We start from the raw sequence: 20,441 nt of genomic DNA, 5'->3' as shown, positions 1-20,441 counted from the left end.
GTGAAATCGGAGCCATGTCTTCCCATGAAATTCGGCACGAGCGGCCTTCGCGGACTTTCAGTCGACCTCAAGGGACGCGCCTCCGCCCTCTACGCCACCGCGTTCGGCAAATATCTGCTGCAGACCGGTAAGGCGCAGGCCGGCGACGTCATTCTGATCGGCCGCGATTTTCGCGATTCAAGCCCTGAAATCTCGGGGAATTGTGCCGGTGCGCTTGCCGCGCTCGGCTTCCGGATCTTCGACTGCGGCACCGTCCCCACACCCGCCCTTGCCCTCTATGGCCTCGAGAGCAACGCCGCCTGCCTGATGATTACGGGCTCGCATATTCCGGCGGACCGCAACGGCATCAAATTCTATCGCCCGGATGGTGAGATCGACAAATCGGACGAGGCTGATATCACCGCATTGGCGGCCGAGATCGAGCGAACCGGTGAAGCGGTGACGCAGGCGCCAGCCGAGACGGAGGAGCATGAAGCGATCTGCCGGCAGCTCTTTTTCGAACGCAATGCAGCCCTGCTTCCGCAAGGCGCGCTGTCCGGCATGAAGGTCGGTGTCTACCAGCATAGCAGCGTCGCCCGCGACCTGTTGGTTGACGTTCTCGCCCATTACGGCGCCGAGATCACCGCTCTTGGACGTTCGGAGAGTTTCATTCCCGTCGACACCGAAGCCGTTTCCGACGAGACGATCACGCTGATGAAGCGCTGGGTGTCCGAGCACAAGTTCGATGCGATCGTCTCGACCGATGGCGACGGCGACCGCCCGCTGGTCGCAGACGAAACCGGCACGCCGTTGCGCGGTGACCTTCTCGGCCTAGTGGCAGCCAATTTCCTCGGTGCCGGCACGGTGGTGACACCGGTTACCTCCAATTCCGGCATCGAGGCCGCGGGCTCTTTCGCCGTCCGGCGCACCCGCGTCGGCTCACCCTTCGTCATATCAGGCATGGAAGAGGCCGTGGCGGCTGGCAGGGATCATGTCATGGGCTTTGAAGCCAATGGCGGGCTGCTGACCGCAACCGCCTTTGATATCAACGGCCGGAACGTGCGTGCCTTGCCGACGCGCGATTGTTTTATCCCGATGCTCGCGATCCTGTCGCTCGCCGCCACCCGCAAGCAGCCGCTTTCGGCCGTTGCCGCCTCCTATCATCTGCCATTTGCCGCCGCCGACCGCTTGGAGAATTTTCCGGTCGAGACGAGCGCGGCGCTGATGCAGTATCTGCGTGCCACCGATGAAAATCTTTCGGCCTTGCTGCGGCCGATCGGCGAAGTGGCGACGAAGTCCGACATCGACGGACTTCGCGTGACACTGAAAGACAGCAGGATCATCCATTTCCGCCCGTCCGGCAATGCGCCGGAAATGCGCTGTTACGTGGAGGCCAGGAGCGAGACAGCAGCCCTGGATCTTCTGACCGCCGGGCTAACACGTATACGAGACTGGGCAGAAGCCCGCTAAACATGCGACGAACACGCTTTTTTTTCAAGGAACCCGCCTATGACGCAGAAAATCGTTCCCGTGATCATGGCCGGCGGCAAAGGCACGCGGCTCTGGCCGCTTTCCCGTGCCACCGCACCGAAACAATTCATCCAGTTCGTCGGCGACAAGACGCTGTTTCAGGAAACCCTTGAACGCGTTTCCAATCCGGAGCTCTATGAAGCCCCGATCGTCGTCACCAATGAGGAATTCCGCTTCCTGGTCGCCGAGCAGGCCCGCGCGCTCGCCGTCCCTCTCGCTGCGGTGCTGCTTGAACCGGTCGCCCGCAACACTGCCGCGGCAGTGGCCGCCGCTGCAACGCTCGCTGGCGAGCTGTTCGGCAAGGGCACCATCATCCAGATGCTCGCTTCGGATCACGAGATCCTTGCCGATGATAGCTATTTCGATTGCATCCGCATCGCCCGCGATGCCGCTGCCGAAGGCAGCCTCGTCACTTTCGGCATCAACCCGACGGAGCCGGCGACAGGCTACGGCTATATCGAGATCGGCGACGCGCTCAAAAACGGTGCGCACAAGGTCAAGCGCTTTATCGAAAAGCCGGCACTCGAGAAAGCCGAGCAGATGCTCGCCGACGGCGGCTTCTATTGGAACTCGGGCATCTTCATGTTCCCGGTGACGGAACTCATCGCCGAACTGCAGGAATATGCACCCGATGTGCTGAAGGCGGCCAGCAAGGCCGTTTCGAAGGCAAGCCGCGACCTCGATTTCACCCGCCTCGACGCCGACCATTTCGCCAAGAGCCCCGATATATCAATCGACTACGCGATCATGGAAAAGACCTCCAAGGCCGCCGTCGTCCCCTCGCCGTTCAAATGGTCGGACATGGGAAGCTGGGATGCCGTCTGGAAATCAGGCGCACGCGACGACAACGGCAATGTCGCCGCTGCAAACACCACCGTCGTCAATACCCGCAACTCGCTCGTCATGACCCATGGCGTGCATCTTGCCGTCCAGGGCATGGAGGATGTCGCCGTCATCGCCAGCGAGGACGCCGTCTATGTCGGGCCGCTCAAAGACAGCCAGAATGTTGGACAATTGGTCAAAATGCTGGCCTCGTCTTCCACTACTGCGAAATTCGCCGAAACCCATCCGACATCCTATCGCCCGTGGGGCGGCTATACCTCCATCTTCAACGGCGATCGCTTCCAGGTGAAGCGCATCTTCGTCACGCCGGGCAAGAAGCTTTCGCTACAAAAACACCACCATCGCTCCGAACACTGGATTGTCGTCAAGGGAACGGCTGAGGTGACGGTCGGCGAGAACGTGCGTATGCTGCGCGAGAACGAAAGCGTCTACATTCCGCTGGGCGAAGTCCACCGCCTCGCCAACCCCGGCAAGATTCTTCTCGAGCTGATCGAGGTTCAAACGGGCTCCTATCTCGGAGAGGACGACATCATCCGTATCGTCGATGAGTTTGGAAGAACGTAAAATCGCAGCCGGAGCGACGGTCGGGCCTTTTCCAGCGCAACCATCCTCGCTGTTGAATTTCCTCTTGGGGTTCTCGTAGAATGGATGTACCGACAGACATGACCGGAGATATCCCCCTGATGCGTACCTTGCCCGTCCTCGCCGGATTTCTTGCAATTATGGTGCCGGGAATGGCGTTTGCCGAAACGGCAAGCATGCGAACCGCAAGCGAATCGGAAATTCGCCAGCACCTGCCCGGTACGTCCGAACTGAAAGAAGGCAAGAACGGCTACGAATATCGCGACGGCAATAAGAATGGCTACAAGATAACCAATGGCCAGGTGTGCGTCCTGTTCCCCAGCAAGAAGACCGATTGCGTCAACGTGAAGACCGACGGCAAGACCTTTCAGATGATCGACAAAAAAGGCGGCCGAACCAGATTCTGATTTATGCCTCCGGCAAGCTAGTCTTGCCCGGGCAAGCTTGTCTTTGCCCAGGCAAGCTTGTCTTTGCCCAGGCAAGCTTGTCTTTGCCCGGGCAAAATCATTTTGCCGGTGACGCTTCGCCATCCTTGTCGAGAACGAAGTCGGCGATCAGACCCGAATGGTTCGAGCCGAGGTTGTCATCGAGACGTTTCAGCGATGTCAGATGAAGCGGCGCGCGCGCAAATATGTGGTCGATGGCGATCCCGAGCGCGCCGGCGCCGATCGGCCATGTTGCCGGTTCTGGCGTGATCGTTTTCAGCTTCTGCTCGCGCAAGAAAGCTTGGATGCTCGGGGCAATCGCCGAGGAGTTGAAATCGCCTGACAGCACCAGCGGGCCGTCGATCGCGCCAAGCGCTTTGCCGAGATCTTCCAATTCAGCCATCTGGAAATCGTCGAAATATGGTTTGGTCAGGTGCGCCGAAACCAGATTGATGGTCTCGCCGCCGAAGTCGACGCTTGCTATAAAAAGCCTGTCTTTTCGCAGGCTGCCCATACTTGCGACCTGCCGGCTGACGAACGGGCGTTTGGACAGCACCAGCGTATCGCATGTATCCTTCCCGGTATCGCAGCCGATATGGTAGGGATAGGCCTTGAACAATTGCTGCAGGTGAAATGTCAGCGGCTTGGCTTCGAGCAGATTGACGACGTCGGCATTCGACGCGATCACCATGTCGGTGATTTCAGTCGAGTTTTTCCAGTTGTCGATCGCGATGTTGAACGATATCAGACGAAAAAGCGGCGGCCTGTCGGTGCCTCTGTCGCCCTGCGAGAACTCGCGCAGCATGATGACGCTGTGAGCGATGAGAAGAAGCGAGGCAAGCAGAAGGATAAAGCCGTAAATCTGCCTTTTGATAGCCAGAACGACGAGACTGGCAGCGACGAACACAACGCCGAGGTGAAGTTGAAAACTGTAGACGAAGGACAGGAGCCAGAAGTTCGTGACATAGCGTAACGACACGATCGCGATGGCAACGGTCAGAAACGCGCAGAGAATCCAATAAATTATATCTCTCATCGACCCTGACCTGCTTGCAGACGACCGGCCGGCCATAACATGCAAAGCCACCATGTTGCAATGCAGCATAACGGCTAGGAGTTGCGGCCGACCGACAGACGATATCGATGGTCCCGCCCTCATCCGGCAAGGCAACAGCGGACAGTCCCGCCGCGGTAGAGACGGTGCTGTGGCCTTCTCGTTCAAAGACCTATCGACTCGGTCTCTTTTTATCTTGTAAGTGGGGTCACTTGATACGGAATCGGCTCTTTGCCGTCGGCAGGAAGTCGAGAAAAGGTGGGAATGCGCTACTTCATTACAGGGACTGCCGGCTTTATCGGTTTTCATCTGGCCAGGCGCCTGCTGCAAGAGGGGCATGACGTCACAGGCTTCGACGGCCTGACTTCCTATTACAACGTCAAGCTCAAGGAGATGCGCCATGCGGCACTCTCCCAGTTTCCGGCCTTCAAACCCGTTATATCAATGCTCGAGGACCGGCCAGCGCTGGAAGCGGCCGTTCTGGCAGCCAAGCCCGACATCCTGATTCACCTCGCCGCACAGGCCGGCGTACGCTACAGCCTGGAAAATCCCGAGGCCTATCTTCGTTCGAACGTCGAAGGCTCGTGGAATATCATGGAAATCGCGCGGCGCGTCGAAATCCGCCATCTGATGCTGGCCTCGACATCATCGATCTATGGCGCCAATGCAACCGTCCCCTTTCGCGAGACCGATCGCGCCGACGAGCCGCTGACCATCTATGCGGCGACGAAGAAATCGATGGAACTGATGGCGCACAGTTATGCCCATCTTCACAAGATTCCGACCACGGCCTTTCGTTTTTTCACCGTTTATGGCCCGTGGGGCCGGCCCGACATGGCGCTGTTCAAATTTACCAAGAACATGCTTGAAGGCCAGCCGATCGAGATCTACGGCGAAGGCAATATGAGCCGTGACTTCACCTATATAGACGATCTCATCGAGGCGATCGCCAGGCTATCGGCGGTCGTCCCGTCCGAGGAAAATCGCCTCGAAAACACGGCTGTCGAAACGCTTTCGCACCAGGCGCCCTTTCGCGTCGTCAATATTGGCGGCGGCCAGCCGGTCAGCCTGATGGATTTCGTCGAAACCGTGGAAAAGGCGCTCGGCCGTCCTGCCATCCGCAAGATGCTGGCGATGCAGAAGGGTGACGTGCCGCGCACCTTCGCAGCCCCCGATCTGCTTGTCGCTCTGACGGGCTACAAGCCGGATACGACCTTGGAAGTCGGGGTCAAGGCCTTCATCGACTGGTACATCGACGTGCGCAGTCAACTCGACGCCTAGAACAGGAAATCTGGCGAGATATCAGCGGAGAAGCGTAACGGCCTGCACGGCCTCGACGGCCGTCGAAAATACGTAACCAACGACAACGGTCAGGCGCTGCGAATAGGTCTTGAGCCGGTAGCCCTCACCTTCGATTGCAGCCGGGCTGCGCAGGACGAACGGAACGCCTGGACGCACGAAGCCGGCGCGTGTCGTCAACGGAACCTCGGGCGAATGGCCGATGGCGGAAGTGTACATCAGGTCGCGGGCAAGGCTGGCTGGGCCAATGGCGAATGCCGGCCCGGCAGCCGCAGTGATGGTCAGGCTCAAGGCAATGGCGGCAAGAGTTTTGTGCATGTCGAAATCCCCGTTTGTGGATCGGCGGGCTTTCGGTTCGCCCGGGCTCCAAACGATCGATGCGTCTGTCCACGCTTCGGTCGCTTTCATGAGACCACTCTACACATCAGGATTTTCAGGGCTTTTAAGCGGATCGGTCAAATTTTACGAAATTTGATTTTCTGTCCGGAAGGGCTCGGGAGGCACAAGCAAATAGGTACCGCCTGCGGCCGAGAATGCAACATCGGCCATGACCGGACGCTGCATCGCAGACTACAGAATGCGATCCAGCTTCTTATTGATGTGCAGGTTCGGCATCAGTCCCGCGCTTTGCGCGGCATGATAGGATTCCCGCGCCGCATCGAACGAGATCGACCACATGATGGCGCTAAGCAGCAGCGCGATAATATAAATCTGAATACGCATCGAACCGGCGATACGGAACGAGCAAGGCAGTTTTGTGTCAAAACATGGTCACAGGGATCACGAAAAAGTGGCGGGCTTTTTGTTTCGCAGCCGGTCGGCACCAGACATATTAGTGTCGTGAAAATTAGCGATATTGTATCGCTACCTGTTAGCAGCCGACCCCGAGGCTTGGTTCCTCTTCCCACCCCGAGAACCCTGAGAGACCCGTCCCCACGGGTCTCTTTGCCTTGTTTCCGAACGTTTTCCAGAACAGCTGAGATCGCCCTGATCCGAATTGACGCTGGACCGTTGAACGGCATATCTCATCCCTAATCAGATCACGCGTCCAGCCATGAGCGATGCCACGTTCTTGCCTTTGCCTCAGCAAAGGCATCGGCCGATAACATCGCTTTCAGAATATATCATTCGATTGACTTATTTGTCTATCGGCGTTATAAAACTGTCATGACCCAAGAACACGACAACCAGTCACCGGCCTCCGCCCGTGCCGAGATCGCGCGTCAGAAGATGCTATCCGCCGCCCTCGACGTCTTCGGCCGTTATGGCTTCGACGGTGCTTCGACGCGCCAGCTCACGGACACGGCCGGCGTCAACCTGCAGGCAATCCCCTATTATTTCGGCAGCAAGGAAGGACTCTACATCGCCACCGCCGAATATCTGATGATGCGGATCAATACGCATGTCGGTGACATGAGGGCGCGCGTCGGCGCGCATCTGCTGGCGCTCGACGCTGGAGGCAAACCGCTTGCTGAAGCGGAGGCTCGCCGTTTCCTGACCGAGATTTTGCAGACCATGGTGACGCTGTTCGTCAGCAAGGAGTCCGAATCCTGGGCGCGCTTCCTGATCCGCGAGCAGATGGAGCCGACAGAAGCCTTCGCACGGGTCTATCAGGGCCTCATGCGGCCGATGATCGAGATGAGCCGGCGGCTGATCGGCGCCATCCTTCATGAGGATCCCGCCTCGGAACATGTGCGCCTGCGCACCTTCACCCTTCTCGGCAGCATCCTCGTCTTTCGCGTCGCCCATGCAGCCGTGCTCGCCCAGATGGAGTGGGACGGCGTCGGCCCGGAACAGGTGGAAACCGTGCGCCGCCTTGCCGCCGAGCTGGTCGATACTATCGGACCGCTGAATGGAGGCGCGGCATGAAACGCATCCTTCCCATCGCCATCCTTCTTCTCGTTGCGGCGGGTGCCGCCGCCTGGTGGTACGCCTTGCCCCAAAAGCTCGGCTGGTTGCCTGAGGCCCGCCGCGAGTTCGTCCTTTACGGCAATGTCGATATCCGCCAGGTCTCGCTCGGTTTCCGTGTCAGCGGCCGTCTCGCCGAACTCCATGCCGACGAAGGCGATGTCGTCAAAACGGGAACGGTTCTGGCAAAGCTCGATGCAGCACCCTATGAATTCGCGGTCCGCTCGGGCGAAGCCAATGTCGCAGCCCTCCAGGCAACGCTCGACAAGCTGAAGGCCGGTCCGCGGCCGACAGAGATTGCCCAGGCGCGCGCCGCCTATGACGAAAGTATCGCCGATCTCCGCAATGCCAACCTCGCCTATGACCGCGCCCGCCAGTTGCGCCCGCAGGGCACGATCTCCGAGGCAAGCCTTGATCAGGCGACCGCTGCAAGGGCCATGGCCGCCGCACGCTCCGACTCCGCCAACGAGGCATTGAAACTGCTGCTGGAAGGCTCCCGTGTTGAGGATATCGCCGCCGCCGACGCCCAGTTGAAGGCGGCGCAGGCAACGCTTGCCTCCGCCCGCACCTCGCTTGATGATACCGAACTGCGCGCGCCGAACGACGGCGTCATCCTCTCCCGCGTCAGAGAGAATGGCGCGATCGTTTCGCCGGCAGACACCGTCTTCGTGCTGTCGCTGACAGAACCCGTCTGGGTGCGCACCTATGTCGCCGAACCCCATCTCGGCCGCATCCATCCCGGCATGAAGGTTGCGGTCACCTCCGATACGGCACCCGACAAACCCTATGAAGGCACGATCGGCTTCATCTCGCCGGTTGCCGAATTCACCCCGAAATCGGTGGAAACGCCGGAGCTGAGAACAGACCTCGTCTATCGCCTCAGGATCGTCATCGACAAGCCCGGCCCGGATCTGCGCCAGGGCATGCCGGTTACCGTGCGTTTTCCCACGCCGACGGCGGGCGGACAATGACCGCCGCCGAGACCGGCCCCCAGACAGGTTCGGGCGACAAGCCGCTCGTCCGGATCGACGGCGTCACCAAGCGCTTTGGCGATGCGCCAGCCGCCCTTGACGCCGTCTCCGGCATGATCGGCGGCGGCGCAATCACCGGCCTCGTCGGCCCTGACGGCGCCGGCAAGACGACGCTGATCCGCCTGATGACCGGCCTGATGCTGCCCGACACGGGAACGATGGAGGTTCTCGGCTTCGACACGCGCAAGAACCCCGCCGGCATCCAGGCGGCGATCGGCTACATGCCGCAGCGCTTCGGCCTCTATGAGGACCTTTCGGTGCAGGAAAACCTCGATCTCTATGCCGATCTGCGCGGCCTGCCGAAAAGCGAACGCGCAAGCGCCTTCGACGAGCTGCTGACCTTCACCGATCTCAAGCGTTTCACCGGCCGGCTCGCCGGAAAGCTCTCCGGCGGCATGAAGCAAAAACTTGGCCTTGCCTGCGCGCTTCTGAAGAAGCCGCGCCTGCTGCTGCTCGACGAGCCGGGCGTCGGCGTCGATCCGATCTCGCGCCGCGATCTCTGGAAGATGGTCGAGAACCTGACGAAGGAAGGCATCGGTGTCCTTTGGTCGACCGCCTATCTCGACGAGGCTGAAGCCTGCGACCATGTGCTGCTCTTGAACCAGGGAAAGCTGCTCTTTTCGGGAAAACCTGATGACATGACCGGCCGCGTCAGTGACCGGGTTTTCCGCGTCTCGGGCATGACAGGGCGCCGCCGGCAGGTGCTTGCCGGGCTTCTGCAGGCCGATGGCGTCATCGACGGCGTGATCCAGGGCGAAGCGATCCGCCTCGTCGCCGCCAGGGACAAGAAACCGAATATCGGCTCGGCCGGCGATGGCGCAACACTCACCCCTGCCCCGCCACGCTTCGAGGATGCCTTTATCGACATGCTGGGTGGTGGTCCTGGCGGCCGTTCGAGGCTGGCCGAGGCGCAAGAACCAACGAAAGGCGAGGACGACCGGCCGGTGATCGAGGCCAAGGGGCTAACCAAGCGCTTCGGCGATTTCACTGCTGCCGACAATATCAGCTTCGATATCCGCCGCGGCGAAATCTTTGGACTGCTCGGCCCGAACGGCGCCGGCAAATCCACCACCTTCAAGATGCTCTGCGGCCTGCTGAAGCCAACCGGCGGCGAAGGCCGCGTTGCCGGTTTCGACCTTCGCCGCGATGCCGCCGAGGCCCGCAACCAGCTTGGCTATATGGCGCAGAAATTCTCGCTCTACGGCGATCTGACCGTCATGCAGAACCTCGAATTCTTCTCCGGCGTCTATGGTCTTCGCGGAAGACACCGGCACGAGCGCATCGCGCTGATGGCCAGCATCTTCGATTTCGGCCGCCATATCAGTCAGCCGGCCAAGGACCTGCCGCTTGGCCTGAAGCAGCGTCTGGCGCTCGCCTGCGCCGTCATGCACGAGCCGCGCGCCCTCTTCCTCGACGAACCGACATCCGGCGTCGATCCGATCACCCGGCGCGAATTCTGGACGCATATTAACGCCCTGGTCGAAAAGGGCGTCACCGTGCTCGTCACGACCCATTTCATGGACGAAGCCGAATATTGCGATCGTATCTCGCTGATCTATCGCGGCCGCTCGATCGCGCTCGGGTCGCCCGATGAATTGAAGGCCCGCGTCGCGACCAAGGAGCTGCCCGACCCGACAATGGAGGATGCCTTCATCGCCCTGGTGCAGCAATCCGAGAAGGAGGATGCAGCATGAGCACCTCCTCCGGCCGGATGCGACGTCTCTTGGCCCTCGTGCGCAAGGAAAGCTTTCAGGCGATCCGCGATCCGAGCAGCATCCTCATCGCCTTCGTGCTGCCGCTCATTCTGCTTTTTCTTTTCGGCTACGGCGTCTCGCTCGATACCACCCGCACCCGCATCGGCCTCGTGACCGAGGAGATGACGCCTCTGACGCAGGATCTGTCGGCCAGTTTCCAGGCATCGCGCTATTTCGATGTGGCCATCAGCCGCGATCGGCGTCTGTTCGAGGAAGACCTCGTGCTCGGCAAGCTGCGCGGCATCGTCGTCATTCCCGCCGATTTCACCACGCGCTATACCGCCGGCAACCGTCCCGATATCCAGGTGATCGTCGATGGCTCCGAACCGAACACGGCGAATTTCGTGCAGAACTATGCCCAAGGTACTGTCGCCAACTGGGAGCGGCAGAGGCAGGCGGATGTCGCCTCCCACAGTCCCGCCATTTCGGTCGAGCAGCGCTTCTGGTTCAATCCCGAACTGACCAGCCGCAATTTCCTCGTGCCCGGCTCGATCGCCATCGTCATGACGCTGGTCGGCACGCTTCTGACCTCGCTCGTCGTCGCCCGCGAATGGGAGCGAGGCACGATGGAGGCGATGATGGCGACGCCGGTAACGGCGGTCGAACTGCTCGCCGGCAAGATCCTGCCCTATTTCCTGCTCGGCCTCACCTCGATGACGCTCTGCGTGCTGCTTGCGGTCTTTCTCTTCGGCGTGCCGTTCCGCGGCTCGGTCGCGGCTCTTTACGCGCTGTCGGCCGCTTTCCTGATCCCGGCGCTTGGCCAGGGCCTGTTGATCTCGACGGCAACGAAGAACCAGTTCCTCGCCTCGCAGCTGGCGCTGATCTCGGCCTTCCTCCCTGCTTTCCTGTTGTCTGGCTTCCTCTTTGAGATCAATTCCATGCCGACCGTGATCCAGTGGATCACCTTCATCGTGCCGGCGCGCTATCTGATCCCCAGCCTGCAGACGGTGTTCCTGGCCGGCGATATCTGGCCGATGTTTCTGCAGGCGATCGGCGTGATGCTGACGATCGGCGCCATCATGTTCGTGCTTGCGGCGCGCAGCACCAGAAAGAGGATCGGTTGAGATGTGGACAAGGCTCTACGCCCTGATCGTCAAGGAACTGCTCGCCGTGCTGCGTGATCCCAAGGGCCGCGCCATCCTGATCGGCCCGCCGATCGTCCAGCTTCTCGTCTTCTCCTATGCGGCGACGCTCGAAGTCCGCAATGTCGACGTGATGATCCTCAACCGCGACAGCGGCCACTGGGGCCAGGAACTGATCGAGCGCATCGATGGCTCGCCGACCTTCCGGAAAATCGAGATTGCAGGAAGCCAGGCGGAAGTCCGGGTGGCGATCGACAACCAGACGGCCATTGCCGCCGTTGAGATCGGCCCGGACTTTTCCCGCAATATTGAGGCGGGAGCGCCGGCCGATCTGCAGGTGGTGCTTGACGGCCGCCGTTCCAACGCCTCGCAGATCGTCGCGGGCTATCTCTCGCAGATCGGCGCCGCCCTCGCCGCCGAGACGCCGGCCGGCAAACGTGCCGGCGCCGACATCGTCTCGACAGTGCCGCGCAACTGGTTCAACCCGAACCTCACCTATCAATGGTTCATGGTGCCGAACCTGATCGCCAGCATCGCGCTGCTGATCGGCCTGATCGTCACGGCGCTGTCGATCGCCCGCGAGCGCGAACTCGGCACCTTCGACCAGCTGATGGTCTCGCCGCTGCGCATTCACGAGATCCTGATCGGCAAACTGATCCCGCCGATGATGATCGGCCTCTTCCACATCACCGTCTATATCCTGGCCGCCGTCTTCCTCTTCGACGTGCCGCTGCGCGGCTCGCTCTTCCTGCTATACGGCAGCGCAATTTTCTATCTCGGTTCGGTCGCCGGCCTCGGCCTGTTCATCTCGGCGCTGTCGATGACACAGCAGCAGGCGATCCTCGGCGCCTTCCTGTTCATGGTCCCGGCCATGCTGCTCTCCGGCTTTGCGACACCGATCGAGAACATGCCGGGCTGGCTGCAGCCGGTAACCCTGATCAATCCGCTGCGCTATTTCCTGGTGATCGTCAAAGGCGTTTTCCTCAAGGATATCCCGCTGAGCGAGGTGGTGAACCAGACGATCCCGCTGGCGCTGATTGCTACCGTCACCCTCAGCGCCGCAGCCTGGCTCTTCCGCCGGCGGCTGGAATAATGCCTCCGGACTCAGGCTTCAGCCGCCTCACAGAATGTGAACCGGCCTTCCAAAGCGTGACTCTCTGCGGCCGGAACCTCGGATTGACGCGGTCGTTACCCAAGCGCAACCCCAGCAAAGGAGAAGCAAAATGTACAAGATCCTACTTGTCTCCAGCGCCCTTGCGCTGTCGTCGCTCGCCACCAATGCGCTCGCTGACGGAGCCGTCACCGGTGCAGCCGGCGGCGCCATCACCGGCGCAATCGTCGGCGGTCCTGTGGGTGCCGCCGTTGGCGGCGTGGCCGGCGGTGTCGCCGGCGCAGTGATCGATCCGCCGCCGCGCGAGGTCGTCACCTACGTCCAGCAGCAGCCGGCCCCGACCGCCTCCGTGGTCGTCCAGGAACCGATCGTCGTCGGCAAGCCGCTTCCGGCGGATGTCGTCGTGACGCCGGTGCCTGACAATCCGAAATATGCCTATACGGTGATCAACAATCAACGCGTGATTGTCGAACCCCGCACCCACCGCGTGGTGCAGGTCATCGAATAATCAGGCAACCGAAGCCGCTTGTTGCGGCTCGGCAACTTCCGGCCCCGCTTCGGCGGGGCCGTCTTTCGTGCGCCTGCGCCAGGTGCCGATCAGCGCAAATAGGCGGAGAAGATGACGCGGCAGCGTAAACCCCTGCGGCAGCGCCTCTGAAGCAGGATCAGACCTTCAGCTCGCGGCGCTCGCGTTCGGTCACCATTGCAAGGTCGAGCACCTTCTGCAGGTTGGCGGCGTGGCGGAAGTTCGGGTCCGGCTGGATGCCGCTTGCCACGGCCTCGGCAAAACGCTGGTAGTTGGTCGCCACCGGTTCAACCTCGATCTTCGTCCAGGTGGCGCTCTCGACATCCTCGCCGAGGCAACCATGCAGCTCGGAACCACTGGGACGATGGATCACCTCCAGGCTGCCTCTCTCGCCATAAATGCGCAGCTTCAACTCGTTCAGATGGCCTGTCGCCCAGCGACTGGCATGGATGACGCCGAGCGCGCCATTGGCGAAATCGACAGACATCGTGAAGCTGTCATTGGCATCGAGCAGATATTCGCCGATCTGGCCGCCCGGCGCCTTGTTGAAGGTCTTCAGCCGCGCAAAAACGTGGTCGATGTCGGTCGCCGCGCCATAGGCGGCGAAATCGAGAATATGGATGCCGACGTCGCCGAGCACGCCGTTCGAACCGTGGCCGGTGGAAAGCCGCCACAGCCAGGTCGATTCCGTGCGCCAGTCGCCCCAGGCACGCGACACCAGCCAGCTCTGGAGATAGGAGGCTTCCACATGTCTGATCGTGCCGAGCTCGCCGGCGAGCACCATCTCACGGGCGCGCTGCAGCGGCGCGACGTTGCGATAGGTGAGGTTGACCATGTTGATGACGCCGGCCTTTTCGGCCGCCTCCGTCATCTCCAGCGCCTTCGCATAGTTCTCCGCCAGCGGCTTTTCGCAGAACACATGCTTGCCCGCAGCAATCAGCGCCATCGTCGTCGGGTGATGGATGCGGTCGGGCGTGACATTTGTCGCCGCATCGAATTCACCCCAGGCAATCGCCTCCTCCAGCGAAAGAAACCGCTTTTCGATGTTGAATTTGTCGGCAAAAGCCGAAAGCCGCTCGGGATCGGTGTCGACGGCGCCGACCACCGTCACGCCGTCGATAAGCGGAAAGCGGGCGAGCTGGTTTTTCGCCATCACCCCCGTGCCAAGAACGAGTAGTCGCATGGATGCTCCTCAGCGGTAACCGGCTTCGCCGGCCTGGTGCAGTCTCGGGCCGCGTTCGACGATCGGCTCCAATGCCTTTTCTACCGGCACATTTGGAGCGTCGGCTATACCAGTCAACGCCCCCTCAGGGTTATAGGCCCACTTCACGCCGTTGATCAGCACCTTCTGGACATTGACGTCGTGATAGGTCGGATAGGTCTCGTGGCCCGGGCGGAAATAGAAGATGTTGCCGGCGCCGCGGCGCCAGGTCAGGCCCGAGCGGAACACTTCGCCGCCCTGGAACCAGGAGATGAATACCGTTTCAAGCGGTTCCGGTACCGAAAACTGCTCGCCGTACATTTCCTCGTTCTCGAGTTCGAAATGCTCGCCGATGCCGGCGGCGATCGGATGGCGCTGGTTGATCGTCCACAAACGCTCGCGTTCGCCCGCCTCGCGCCATTTCAGCGCGCAGGGTGTGCCCATCAGCCGCTTGAAGATCTTGGAGAAATGGCCGGAATGCAGCACCAGCAGGCCCATGCCTTCCCAGACGCGCTTGGCGACACGCTCGACAACGACGTCGGAGACCGCGCCGTGATCCTTGTGGCCCCACCAGGTCAAGACGTCGGTCTCAGTAAGGCGGGCTTCGCTGAGGCCGTGTTCCGGCTCCTGCAGCGTCGCTGTCGTGGCCGATATACTTGGATCGGTGTTCAGCGCATTGGCGATCGTCGTGTGCATGCCCTCGGGATAGATCCCCCGGACGATATCATTGGTATTCTCGTGGATATTCTCTCCCCAGACGACGGTGCGAATGGCCATGATGTGCTCCTGTAGAACATGGAAATATCGATAGGCGGGAAGGCGGGATTCAAAGCGCTTTGGAAAACGTCGCTGGCTGCGCCTCGTCTCCACCACGTCCAAGGAACACATAGACCTTTGTCAGTATTTTGACAAAGGGGAAAATTTACCGGCCGAAGACGGAAAACCCGCCTGGCAATATTACAGCAATATCAATGCGAAACCGATTTAGAAAATAGATTGACGATCAAAACGCCTGTTATGATCAGCCCGAGCCCGACGATTGCCGGCAGGTCGAGGCGCTGCTTGAAGAACACCAAGCCGATCGAGGAAATCAGCACGATTCCCAAAGCGCTCCAAATCGCATAGGCGATACCGACGGGGATGCTTTTCAGCGTCAACGACAGGCAATAGAAGGCGGCCGCATAACAGGCGACGACGAGTGCCGTCGGCCCGATGCGGGTGAACTGCTGCGACAGTTGCAGCGCGGTCGTGCCGATGACCTCGAGCACAATGGCTGCAAACAGCAGCCCGTAGACGGCGGCCTGGCTCATGGCGGATTCCTTTTCGAATTACCTGCCGGTCAGTTCGACTAGGCGATCGATGAGATCCCGCCTCAGAACGCCGTTGATATCATGGCTTTCCAACGTATCTGCGAACCAAAGTCCGTCGGCGGCGAAACGCACGACTTGTGCGTCGAGGGAGGAATCGGTGCCGATATATTCCTCGGCCCGCGCCTGCACCCACTGGCGCCAGCGAAGACGCAGCCGGGGTTCGGCAAGGAGCGCGATCGTCACCTGCGTCCAACTCCTGGAATCGTCGGGACGTTCCTTGAGACCGGATACCGCCCTGAGATAGGCGCGGGTGAAGCGGCCCTGCGGCAGCGGATCGCCGCGCATCAGCTCCTCTATATCGGCGTCGAACTTTTCGAGCAGGCTCTCGAACAGCGCATCGAGCAGGGCATTCTTCGTCGGGAAGTGATGCAGCAGCCCGCCCTTGCTGACGCTGGACGCGGCGGAAACCGCATCGAGCGTGACGGCGGCCATCCCGTCGCTGGCAGCAAGGCGCGCGGCAACCTCCAGCAATTGCTGGCGCACGAGCACGGGCTGCTTCTTGCGATGATGAGCGTTCGACATGCAGATTAAAAGATACCGTCCGGACGGTATTGTCAAGGAGAATCGATCGCCATCCTGCCGCCCCGGCATTATGCGCGAAATGCCGCGGCACCTTGATGACAGTTGCGATCATTTTCCGCCCGGTGCATGAAGAGGCCGGGGAATGGTTGAGGCAATGGGGATGGTTTCGTGACGGAGAAGATCACCGCCTTATATCAGGCGATCGGCGGCGATCCTGTCGTGCGGGCGCTGACGCACCGTTTTTACGAACTGATGGACAGCTTGCCGGAGGCGAGAAACGTGCGCGCCGTGCACCCGCCGAGCCTTACGGGCAGCGAAGAAAAATTCTACGAATATATGACCGGCTATCTCGGCGGCCCGCCGCTCTATACCGACAAGCGCGGCCATCCGCGTCTGCGCAGCCGCCATTTCGTCGCCGAGATCGGCCCTGTCGAGCGCGACGAATGGCTGCTCTGCTTCCGCCGCGCGCTTGACGAGACGATATCAAGCCAGGCGCTGCGCGATCTCATATGGGCGCCGGTGGAACGGCTCGCCTATCACCTGCAGAACAAGGCCACCGACAACAAGGAACAATCATGAGCTTGAACGCGCGTCTGGAGCCGGTGCTTTATCTCTTCGCCGGCCTGTTTGGCGTAGCCGGCGTGGCGCTTGCCGCCCTTGCTGCCCATGGCGGCGGCGAGGCCAATCTTGCGGCATCCGCATCTGCCATGTGCCTTGCCCACGCCCCTGCGCTGCTGGCATTGGCTCTCGGCAACGTCAGGCTCAGAACCGCCTGGCTGGCCGGTTTGCTGATGATTGTCGGAACGCTGCTGTTTGCGGGCGATCTCGTCACCCTGCGCTTCTCCGGCTCCGGCCTCTTCCCCTACGCCGCGCCGACCGGAGGCTGGGCGATGATGCTTGGCTGGCTGGCCGTTGCGGCAGGCGCGGTTCTGCGCGTCAGGCCTTGAGAGAGCTTTTTACTGACCGCTCAAGCCCTCTCCTCCCTCATTCCTGTGCCTGTCACAGGAATCCAGTGCGCCCAAGTCCTTGGGCGCAAAAGACTTTTCCCCTCGGCATTGGTTCACTCACGGCGCGGACGCGCCGTGGCTGGATTCCTGTGACGGGCACAGGAATGAGGGTGTGCGTGGGGCCAAGGCGAATACAAAGTCAAAATTTCAACCAAGAGCTAAGTCACGCCGCATCAATTACAATTAAATGCCCTCGACCACGTTGAAACCCTCGAAGACCGGCGGCCCCTTGTAGATCGCCTTGTGATCGCCGGCATTGCGGTGCGCCGTGCGAAAGCTCTCGGACTTCGTCCAGTTCTGAAAATCCGCTTCGCTTTTCCAGACCGTGTGCGAGGAATAGAGCGTATAGCCCTCCTCTTCGTTGGCCTTGCCGCGCAGCAGGCGGAATTCGATGAAACCGGGCACCTCGGGCAGGCTGGAATCGCGATTGCGCCAGACCGTCTCGAAATCGCCTTCGCTCCCGGTTGCAACCTTGAAGCGGTTCATTGCGATATACATGGGATCTCCCTACGCCTTCCTCTTGCCCGCCCTTGCAGAACGCAAGGGAAAGGCGAGAACATTATCGCCGTTTGCCGCTGCTGGGCCAAGCGGTCTTGTTGTCGCTTCCCCGGGCATGCGCGCTTCCCAGGTCGGGAACAGCGTCACAGTCTGGTAGATCTGCTGGCGTTCAGCATGCTGCTGGAAAAGTTCGTAAAGTTCGGGCACGAGGCCCTCGCCTGTCTGCGCGGCGAGCTTATGCAGGCCGATCATGGTGAAGCCGTCGGGGCGCTGGTCGTTCATCGGGAATTGTCTCGTTCGTTCATCGTCTGCAGCGCACGCTCCAGGCTGGACTTGCTGCCGTTGCGAAGCGGGATGAAGGTCTTGCTGAACTTCTTGCAGCCGGTCTTCACACGCAGGCAGGCATCGTGGCTGATACAGTCAATCGGGCAGAAGACGCAGTCGACCGAGGGAAGCAGAGTATCGATGCGAGAAACCGCTTCGCGCAGACCGCCATCATGGTGGATGAGCTCAGCGCCGAAATTGCTGGCGATTTGGCGAAGATGCGCCACCTGGCAGTCGCGGCCACCGACATAGAGGAAACTGCGGCCATCCAGTTTGGATCGCCCGGAGGATGCCTGACCAGCGTCCTCGCCCGCGCTGTCGCGGACCTCCCGGTTCGAACCCTTCTTGCCCTTGCGAGCCATATGCCACCCGTTCGCTCGTTGATCGTCACACGATTCCTGCGTGTGCGGGTGGACCTTATTAAACTTGATTTTTAGAGTAAAGTATAAAGTTGATTGCTTTTGTCATATTTATTTCCTCCCGATCTCGAAGACCTGCGTGAAACTCATCGAGATTCCGCCTGGAGGCGGACTGAAGGGTGATGCACGCCGCACAGCGTCGGCAGCCGCCTGATCGATCTTCGGAACGCCCGAGCTTCTGGAGATGACAGCAGAGACAAGATTACCGCTTCCAGCGATGGTCAGCCTCACTCCGGCCGTCCCACTAACATTCTTCGGCTCGCGAAGGGCGCGCCGGATGCGTGCACGAACCTTTCCGCCATAGTTGGCGCGGGCAGCTGTGCCTACCCCGTTATTATTGCTGGCGGCTTGCGAATTACGGTCTGACTGGGCTGACGGATCGCCTTCGGTAATGCCGCGCTTCGAATTCTGTTGCTGCTCGCCATTCCTGCCCGCTGCCTTTTGCGGCGGCCGCTTCTTCTCGACCGGTTTCGGCTTCTCCTGCGTCGTCACCTTGGGCTTCGGTGTCGGCGTGACAACTTCCTCAGGCTGTACCGGCTCCGGCTGGACTTCGGCGGTTTCGACAGGCTTCACCTCTTGCGGGGTCTCCGCGACTTCCGGCTGGGTTTCCGCGGGCTGCACTTCGGTCGGTTGGACCGCAGTCGGCTGCACCCCAGGCGAAACCGTATCGACCGGCACCTGCTGCTGTTCGGGAACGACCGTCGACATCGGCTGCGCGACGGACTCCTCCGCCGGCACTTCGGACACCAGGATCTCAGGTTCGACAGCCGCAGCCGTTTCCGGCGAAACACGCGTCACTCCCGGCGCAGGAGCCTGCTGAATGGGATCCTGCGTCTCGACAGGGGCGACTTCGGTCGGCTGCACGGCTTCCGGCTGCAATTCGGCCGTTTCCGTCGGCTGGATCGTCTCAGGCTGCACAGGCTCCGGAATAATTTCCTGCTGCACGGTCGTTTCGGTCTCACCGGCTGCCGTCTGATCGACATCGAAATCACCGTACATGACGACGCTCATCGCCTGACCGGCTTCTTCGACCGCCTCCTCCGGCGCCTCGGGAAAGGCAACGATCAGCACGGCGGCCAATGTCGCATGGAAGATCAGGGAGCAGATGCAGGTCAGCGCCACCCGTCGCCGCACCGGCTTCTTCTCGTCCCCCTGCTTTTCCACCGCCGCATCCATCGGCGGCGCAGGAACAGAGGCTGTCGGCTCGGCTTCCGGATGATCGGGAAAGGGGGGTATCTGCGCGAAACGCGCATAGTGGACTACCGCCTCGCCGGCCGGCTGCCGCTGCACATTACGCAGATCGGAAAGCTCGTGGCCGGGATGCATGTGGTTGTCGTTCAGACTGCCGTCAGCGTCCGGCTCCCCGATGAGCACCTGTCTCGATCTGGTCTTCGCTGAAATTGCCATCTTATGCCTCGGACAGTCTGGACATGCCCGCCGGGGTTCATTCCCGGCGTGTTCTTAGCCCTCAAAGGGAACCGAAATCTGCGAGCGGGTGACGAGACCCTTCATGCATTCGCCGGCCGCCGGACCGTCGCAGACCGGCGTGTCATTGATGATGATGCGGGTGACCGTCTCGCACTTCACATTCGGCATATCGAACTGGCGCACGCGCTTCTTGCCCTGCGGCAGATCGCGGAAGTCGAGCACGGTGATGCGGTCGACGGCATTCTTGTCGTTGAAAAAGGCAAGCTCGAAGGAGATCTTGTTGATCGGGGTCTGGAGATTGTTCTCGGCGACGAAAGTCATCATGCAGCCCTTTTGCGATGGCGCCAGAGCATTGAGTTCGACATCCAGCTTGGCGGTTGCCGCATCCTGCGCCTGGCATATGCCTGAAACTGCCATCACCATGCCGGCTGCAACAGCCGCAAACCTAACCGTCATCATCTTCTCCGCTATTGTCGCGAACCGCCGCCAGGCGGCCTCATATCAGCAATCTCAAAAACTTGACTGCATTAGTCTCCTATTGCGTCTTT

24 protein-coding genes are annotated in these 20,441 nt (G+C 60.8%); 12 read left to right on the top strand and 12 right to left on the bottom strand.

Annotated features, from left to right (window positions below):
• Nucleotides 1–24: 24 nt before the first annotated feature.
• The 3 genes from V8P77_RS01255 to V8P77_RS01245 all read left to right on the top strand — a co-directional run bounded on the left by V8P77_RS01255 (nt 25) and on the right by V8P77_RS01245 (nt 3,341).
• A complete protein-coding gene (locus V8P77_RS01255; protein WP_335910298.1) occupies nt 25–1,449 on the top strand; it encodes a phosphomannomutase in 1,425 nt (474 codons plus the stop codon).
• Nucleotides 1,450–1,488: 39 nt separating this feature from the next.
• Nucleotides 1,489–2,916: a mannose-1-phosphate guanylyltransferase/mannose-6-phosphate isomerase gene (locus tag V8P77_RS01250; RefSeq protein WP_335910297.1), complete on the top strand. Its 1,428-nt coding sequence runs from the start codon at nt 1,489–1,491 to the stop codon at nt 2,914–2,916.
• 119 nt (nt 2,917–3,035) lie between these two features.
• Complete coding sequence (locus V8P77_RS01245; RefSeq protein ID WP_026188498.1) at nt 3,036–3,341, top strand: hypothetical protein; 306 nt, start codon at nt 3,036–3,038, stop codon at nt 3,339–3,341.
• Nucleotides 3,342–3,438: 97 nt separating this feature from the next.
• On the opposite strand, the gene V8P77_RS01240 is transcribed toward V8P77_RS01245, so the two are convergent.
• Nucleotides 3,439–4,395, bottom strand: coding sequence for an endonuclease/exonuclease/phosphatase family protein (locus V8P77_RS01240; RefSeq protein WP_335910296.1), 957 nt, complete (start codon nt 4,393–4,395; stop codon nt 3,439–3,441).
• A gap of 282 nt (nt 4,396–4,677) precedes the next feature.
• Between V8P77_RS01240 and V8P77_RS01235 the strand changes: the two genes are divergently transcribed.
• Nucleotides 4,678–5,694: an NAD-dependent epimerase/dehydratase family protein gene (locus V8P77_RS01235; RefSeq protein ID WP_335910295.1), complete on the top strand. Its 1,017-nt coding sequence runs from the start codon at nt 4,678–4,680 to the stop codon at nt 5,692–5,694.
• 21 nt (nt 5,695–5,715) lie between these two features.
• Here the strand turns inward: V8P77_RS01235 and V8P77_RS01230 are convergent, their stop codons facing one another.
• Nucleotides 5,716–6,030, bottom strand: coding sequence for a hypothetical protein (locus V8P77_RS01230; protein WP_335910294.1), 315 nt, complete (start codon nt 6,028–6,030; stop codon nt 5,716–5,718).
• Nucleotides 6,031–6,282: 252 nt separating this feature from the next.
• Complete coding sequence (locus V8P77_RS01225) at nt 6,283–6,435, bottom strand: hypothetical protein (protein WP_009988813.1); 153 nt, start codon at nt 6,433–6,435, stop codon at nt 6,283–6,285.
• Between the two features lie 444 nt (nt 6,436–6,879).
• Here V8P77_RS01225 and V8P77_RS01220 point away from each other — a divergent pair, with 444 nt between their 5' ends.
• From V8P77_RS01220 to V8P77_RS01195, 6 genes are all read left to right on the top strand, one after another.
• Entirely contained in the window at nt 6,880–7,581 is a 702-nt protein-coding gene (locus V8P77_RS01220; RefSeq protein ID WP_335910293.1) for a CerR family C-terminal domain-containing protein, read from the top strand.
• A complete protein-coding gene (hlyD, locus tag V8P77_RS01215) occupies nt 7,578–8,591 on the top strand; it encodes a secretion protein HlyD (protein ID WP_335910292.1) in 1,014 nt (337 codons plus the stop codon). The genes V8P77_RS01220 and hlyD overlap by 4 nt, the downstream gene beginning before the upstream one ends.
• Entirely contained in the window at nt 8,588–10,345 is a 1,758-nt protein-coding gene (locus V8P77_RS01210; protein ID WP_335910291.1) for an ATP-binding cassette domain-containing protein, read from the top strand. The genes hlyD and V8P77_RS01210 overlap by 4 nt, the downstream gene beginning before the upstream one ends.
• A complete protein-coding gene (locus V8P77_RS01205) occupies nt 10,342–11,469 on the top strand; it encodes an ABC transporter permease (protein WP_027663907.1) in 1,128 nt (375 codons plus the stop codon). Before V8P77_RS01210 ends, V8P77_RS01205 begins: the two co-directional genes overlap by 4 nt.
• Nucleotide 11,470: 1 nt before the next feature.
• A complete protein-coding gene (locus tag V8P77_RS01200; protein ID WP_168305460.1) occupies nt 11,471–12,580 on the top strand; it encodes an ABC transporter permease in 1,110 nt (369 codons plus the stop codon).
• A 130-nt stretch (nt 12,581–12,710) separates the two neighbouring features.
• Entirely contained in the window at nt 12,711–13,106 is a 396-nt protein-coding gene (locus V8P77_RS01195) for a DUF1236 domain-containing protein (protein WP_131710281.1), read from the top strand.
• Between the two features lie 157 nt (nt 13,107–13,263).
• Here V8P77_RS01195 and V8P77_RS01190 read toward each other — a convergent pair whose 3' ends face one another.
• The 4 genes from V8P77_RS01190 to V8P77_RS01175 form a co-directional block, all read right to left on the bottom strand.
• Nucleotides 13,264–14,307 carry a Gfo/Idh/MocA family protein gene (locus tag V8P77_RS01190; protein ID WP_335910290.1) on the bottom strand — a complete coding sequence of 348 codons (1,044 nt, stop codon included), beginning with the start codon at nt 14,305–14,307 and terminating at the stop codon, nt 13,264–13,266.
• A gap of 9 nt (nt 14,308–14,316) precedes the next feature.
• Nucleotides 14,317–15,102 carry a ThuA domain-containing protein gene (locus V8P77_RS01185; protein ID WP_335910289.1) on the bottom strand — a complete coding sequence of 262 codons (786 nt, stop codon included), beginning with the start codon at nt 15,100–15,102 and terminating at the stop codon, nt 14,317–14,319.
• 191 nt (nt 15,103–15,293) lie between these two features.
• Nucleotides 15,294–15,635: an SMR family transporter gene (locus V8P77_RS01180; RefSeq protein WP_335910288.1), complete on the bottom strand. Its 342-nt coding sequence runs from the start codon at nt 15,633–15,635 to the stop codon at nt 15,294–15,296.
• An 18-nt stretch (nt 15,636–15,653) separates the two neighbouring features.
• Nucleotides 15,654–16,217 (bottom strand): TetR/AcrR family transcriptional regulator, encoded by a 564-nt coding sequence (locus tag V8P77_RS01175; RefSeq protein WP_003542198.1) that lies wholly within the window; start codon nt 16,215–16,217, stop codon nt 15,654–15,656.
• Between the two features lie 168 nt (nt 16,218–16,385).
• Here V8P77_RS01175 and V8P77_RS01170 point away from each other — a divergent pair, with 168 nt between their 5' ends.
• Together V8P77_RS01170 and V8P77_RS01165 are read left to right on the top strand one after the other, a co-directional pair.
• Nucleotides 16,386–16,796, top strand: coding sequence for a group II truncated hemoglobin (locus tag V8P77_RS01170; protein ID WP_335910287.1), 411 nt, complete (start codon nt 16,386–16,388; stop codon nt 16,794–16,796).
• A complete protein-coding gene (locus V8P77_RS01165) occupies nt 16,793–17,164 on the top strand; it encodes a DUF423 domain-containing protein (RefSeq protein ID WP_221981380.1) in 372 nt (123 codons plus the stop codon). Before V8P77_RS01170 ends, V8P77_RS01165 begins: the two co-directional genes overlap by 4 nt.
• Nucleotides 17,165–17,407: 243 nt before the next feature.
• On the opposite strand, the gene hmuQ is transcribed toward V8P77_RS01165, so the two are convergent.
• The 5 genes from hmuQ to V8P77_RS01140 form a co-directional block, all read right to left on the bottom strand.
• Nucleotides 17,408–17,722 (bottom strand): heme-degrading protein HmuQ, encoded by a 315-nt coding sequence (hmuQ, locus tag V8P77_RS01160; RefSeq protein ID WP_335910286.1) that lies wholly within the window; start codon nt 17,720–17,722, stop codon nt 17,408–17,410.
• Nucleotides 17,723–17,731: 9 nt separating this feature from the next.
• Entirely contained in the window at nt 17,732–18,004 is a 273-nt protein-coding gene (locus V8P77_RS01155; RefSeq protein WP_335910285.1) for a hypothetical protein, read from the bottom strand.
• Nucleotides 18,001–18,408 (bottom strand): DUF2325 domain-containing protein, encoded by a 408-nt coding sequence (locus V8P77_RS01150; RefSeq protein WP_168343803.1) that lies wholly within the window; start codon nt 18,406–18,408, stop codon nt 18,001–18,003. The genes V8P77_RS01155 and V8P77_RS01150 overlap by 4 nt, the downstream gene beginning before the upstream one ends.
• Nucleotides 18,409–18,516: 108 nt before the next feature.
• Nucleotides 18,517–19,872 (bottom strand): TonB family protein, encoded by a 1,356-nt coding sequence (locus V8P77_RS01145; RefSeq protein WP_335910284.1) that lies wholly within the window; start codon nt 19,870–19,872, stop codon nt 18,517–18,519.
• 54 nt (nt 19,873–19,926) lie between these two features.
• Entirely contained in the window at nt 19,927–20,349 is a 423-nt protein-coding gene (locus V8P77_RS01140; RefSeq protein ID WP_168273102.1) for a hypothetical protein, read from the bottom strand.
• Nucleotides 20,350–20,441: the final 92 nt, after the last annotated feature.

Origin of the sequence: Rhizobium aouanii, from assembly GCF_037002925.1 — a bacterium.
GTDB classification, from domain to species: domain Bacteria; phylum Pseudomonadota; class Alphaproteobacteria; order Rhizobiales; family Rhizobiaceae; genus Rhizobium; species Rhizobium aouanii.
This window is presented reverse-complemented; position numbering and strand designations above follow the sequence as displayed.

Excerpts from the sequence above, each read along its gene's own strand:
- V8P77_RS01255 (WP_335910298.1), top strand. The coding sequence starts at position 25 with ATGAAATTCGGCACGAGCGGCCTTCGCGGACTTTCAGTCGACCTCAAG.
- V8P77_RS01250 (WP_335910297.1), top strand. The coding sequence starts at position 1,489 with ATGACGCAGAAAATCGTTCCCGTGATCATGGCCGGCGGCAAAGGCACG.
- V8P77_RS01245 (WP_026188498.1), top strand. The coding sequence starts at position 3,036 with ATGCGTACCTTGCCCGTCCTCGCCGGATTTCTTGCAATTATGGTGCCG.
- V8P77_RS01240 (WP_335910296.1), bottom strand. The coding sequence starts at position 4,395 with ATGAGAGATATAATTTATTGGATTCTCTGCGCGTTTCTGACCGTTGCC.
- V8P77_RS01235 (WP_335910295.1), top strand. The coding sequence starts at position 4,678 with ATGCGCTACTTCATTACAGGGACTGCCGGCTTTATCGGTTTTCATCTG.
- V8P77_RS01230 (WP_335910294.1), bottom strand. The coding sequence starts at position 6,030 with ATGCACAAAACTCTTGCCGCCATTGCCTTGAGCCTGACCATCACTGCG.
- V8P77_RS01225 (WP_009988813.1), bottom strand. The coding sequence starts at position 6,435 with ATGCGTATTCAGATTTATATTATCGCGCTGCTGCTTAGCGCCATCATG.
- V8P77_RS01220 (WP_335910293.1), top strand. The coding sequence starts at position 6,880 with ATGACCCAAGAACACGACAACCAGTCACCGGCCTCCGCCCGTGCCGAG.
- hlyD (WP_335910292.1), top strand. The coding sequence starts at position 7,578 with ATGAAACGCATCCTTCCCATCGCCATCCTTCTTCTCGTTGCGGCGGGT.
- V8P77_RS01210 (WP_335910291.1), top strand. The coding sequence starts at position 8,588 with ATGACCGCCGCCGAGACCGGCCCCCAGACAGGTTCGGGCGACAAGCCG.
- V8P77_RS01205 (WP_027663907.1), top strand. The coding sequence starts at position 10,342 with ATGAGCACCTCCTCCGGCCGGATGCGACGTCTCTTGGCCCTCGTGCGC.
- V8P77_RS01200 (WP_168305460.1), top strand. The coding sequence starts at position 11,471 with ATGTGGACAAGGCTCTACGCCCTGATCGTCAAGGAACTGCTCGCCGTG.
- V8P77_RS01195 (WP_131710281.1), top strand. The coding sequence starts at position 12,711 with ATGTACAAGATCCTACTTGTCTCCAGCGCCCTTGCGCTGTCGTCGCTC.
- V8P77_RS01190 (WP_335910290.1), bottom strand. The coding sequence starts at position 14,307 with ATGCGACTACTCGTTCTTGGCACGGGGGTGATGGCGAAAAACCAGCTC.
- V8P77_RS01185 (WP_335910289.1), bottom strand. The coding sequence starts at position 15,102 with ATGGCCATTCGCACCGTCGTCTGGGGAGAGAATATCCACGAGAATACC.
- V8P77_RS01180 (WP_335910288.1), bottom strand. The coding sequence starts at position 15,635 with ATGAGCCAGGCCGCCGTCTACGGGCTGCTGTTTGCAGCCATTGTGCTC.
- V8P77_RS01175 (WP_003542198.1), bottom strand. The coding sequence starts at position 16,217 with ATGTCGAACGCTCATCATCGCAAGAAGCAGCCCGTGCTCGTGCGCCAG.
- V8P77_RS01165 (WP_221981380.1), top strand. The coding sequence starts at position 16,793 with ATGAGCTTGAACGCGCGTCTGGAGCCGGTGCTTTATCTCTTCGCCGGC.
- hmuQ (WP_335910286.1), bottom strand. The coding sequence starts at position 17,722 with ATGTATATCGCAATGAACCGCTTCAAGGTTGCAACCGGGAGCGAAGGC.
- V8P77_RS01155 (WP_335910285.1), bottom strand. The coding sequence starts at position 18,004 with ATGAACGACCAGCGCCCCGACGGCTTCACCATGATCGGCCTGCATAAG.
- V8P77_RS01150 (WP_168343803.1), bottom strand. The coding sequence starts at position 18,408 with ATGGCTCGCAAGGGCAAGAAGGGTTCGAACCGGGAGGTCCGCGACAGC.
- V8P77_RS01145 (WP_335910284.1), bottom strand. The coding sequence starts at position 19,872 with ATGGCAATTTCAGCGAAGACCAGATCGAGACAGGTGCTCATCGGGGAG.
- V8P77_RS01140 (WP_168273102.1), bottom strand. The coding sequence starts at position 20,349 with ATGACGGTTAGGTTTGCGGCTGTTGCAGCCGGCATGGTGATGGCAGTT.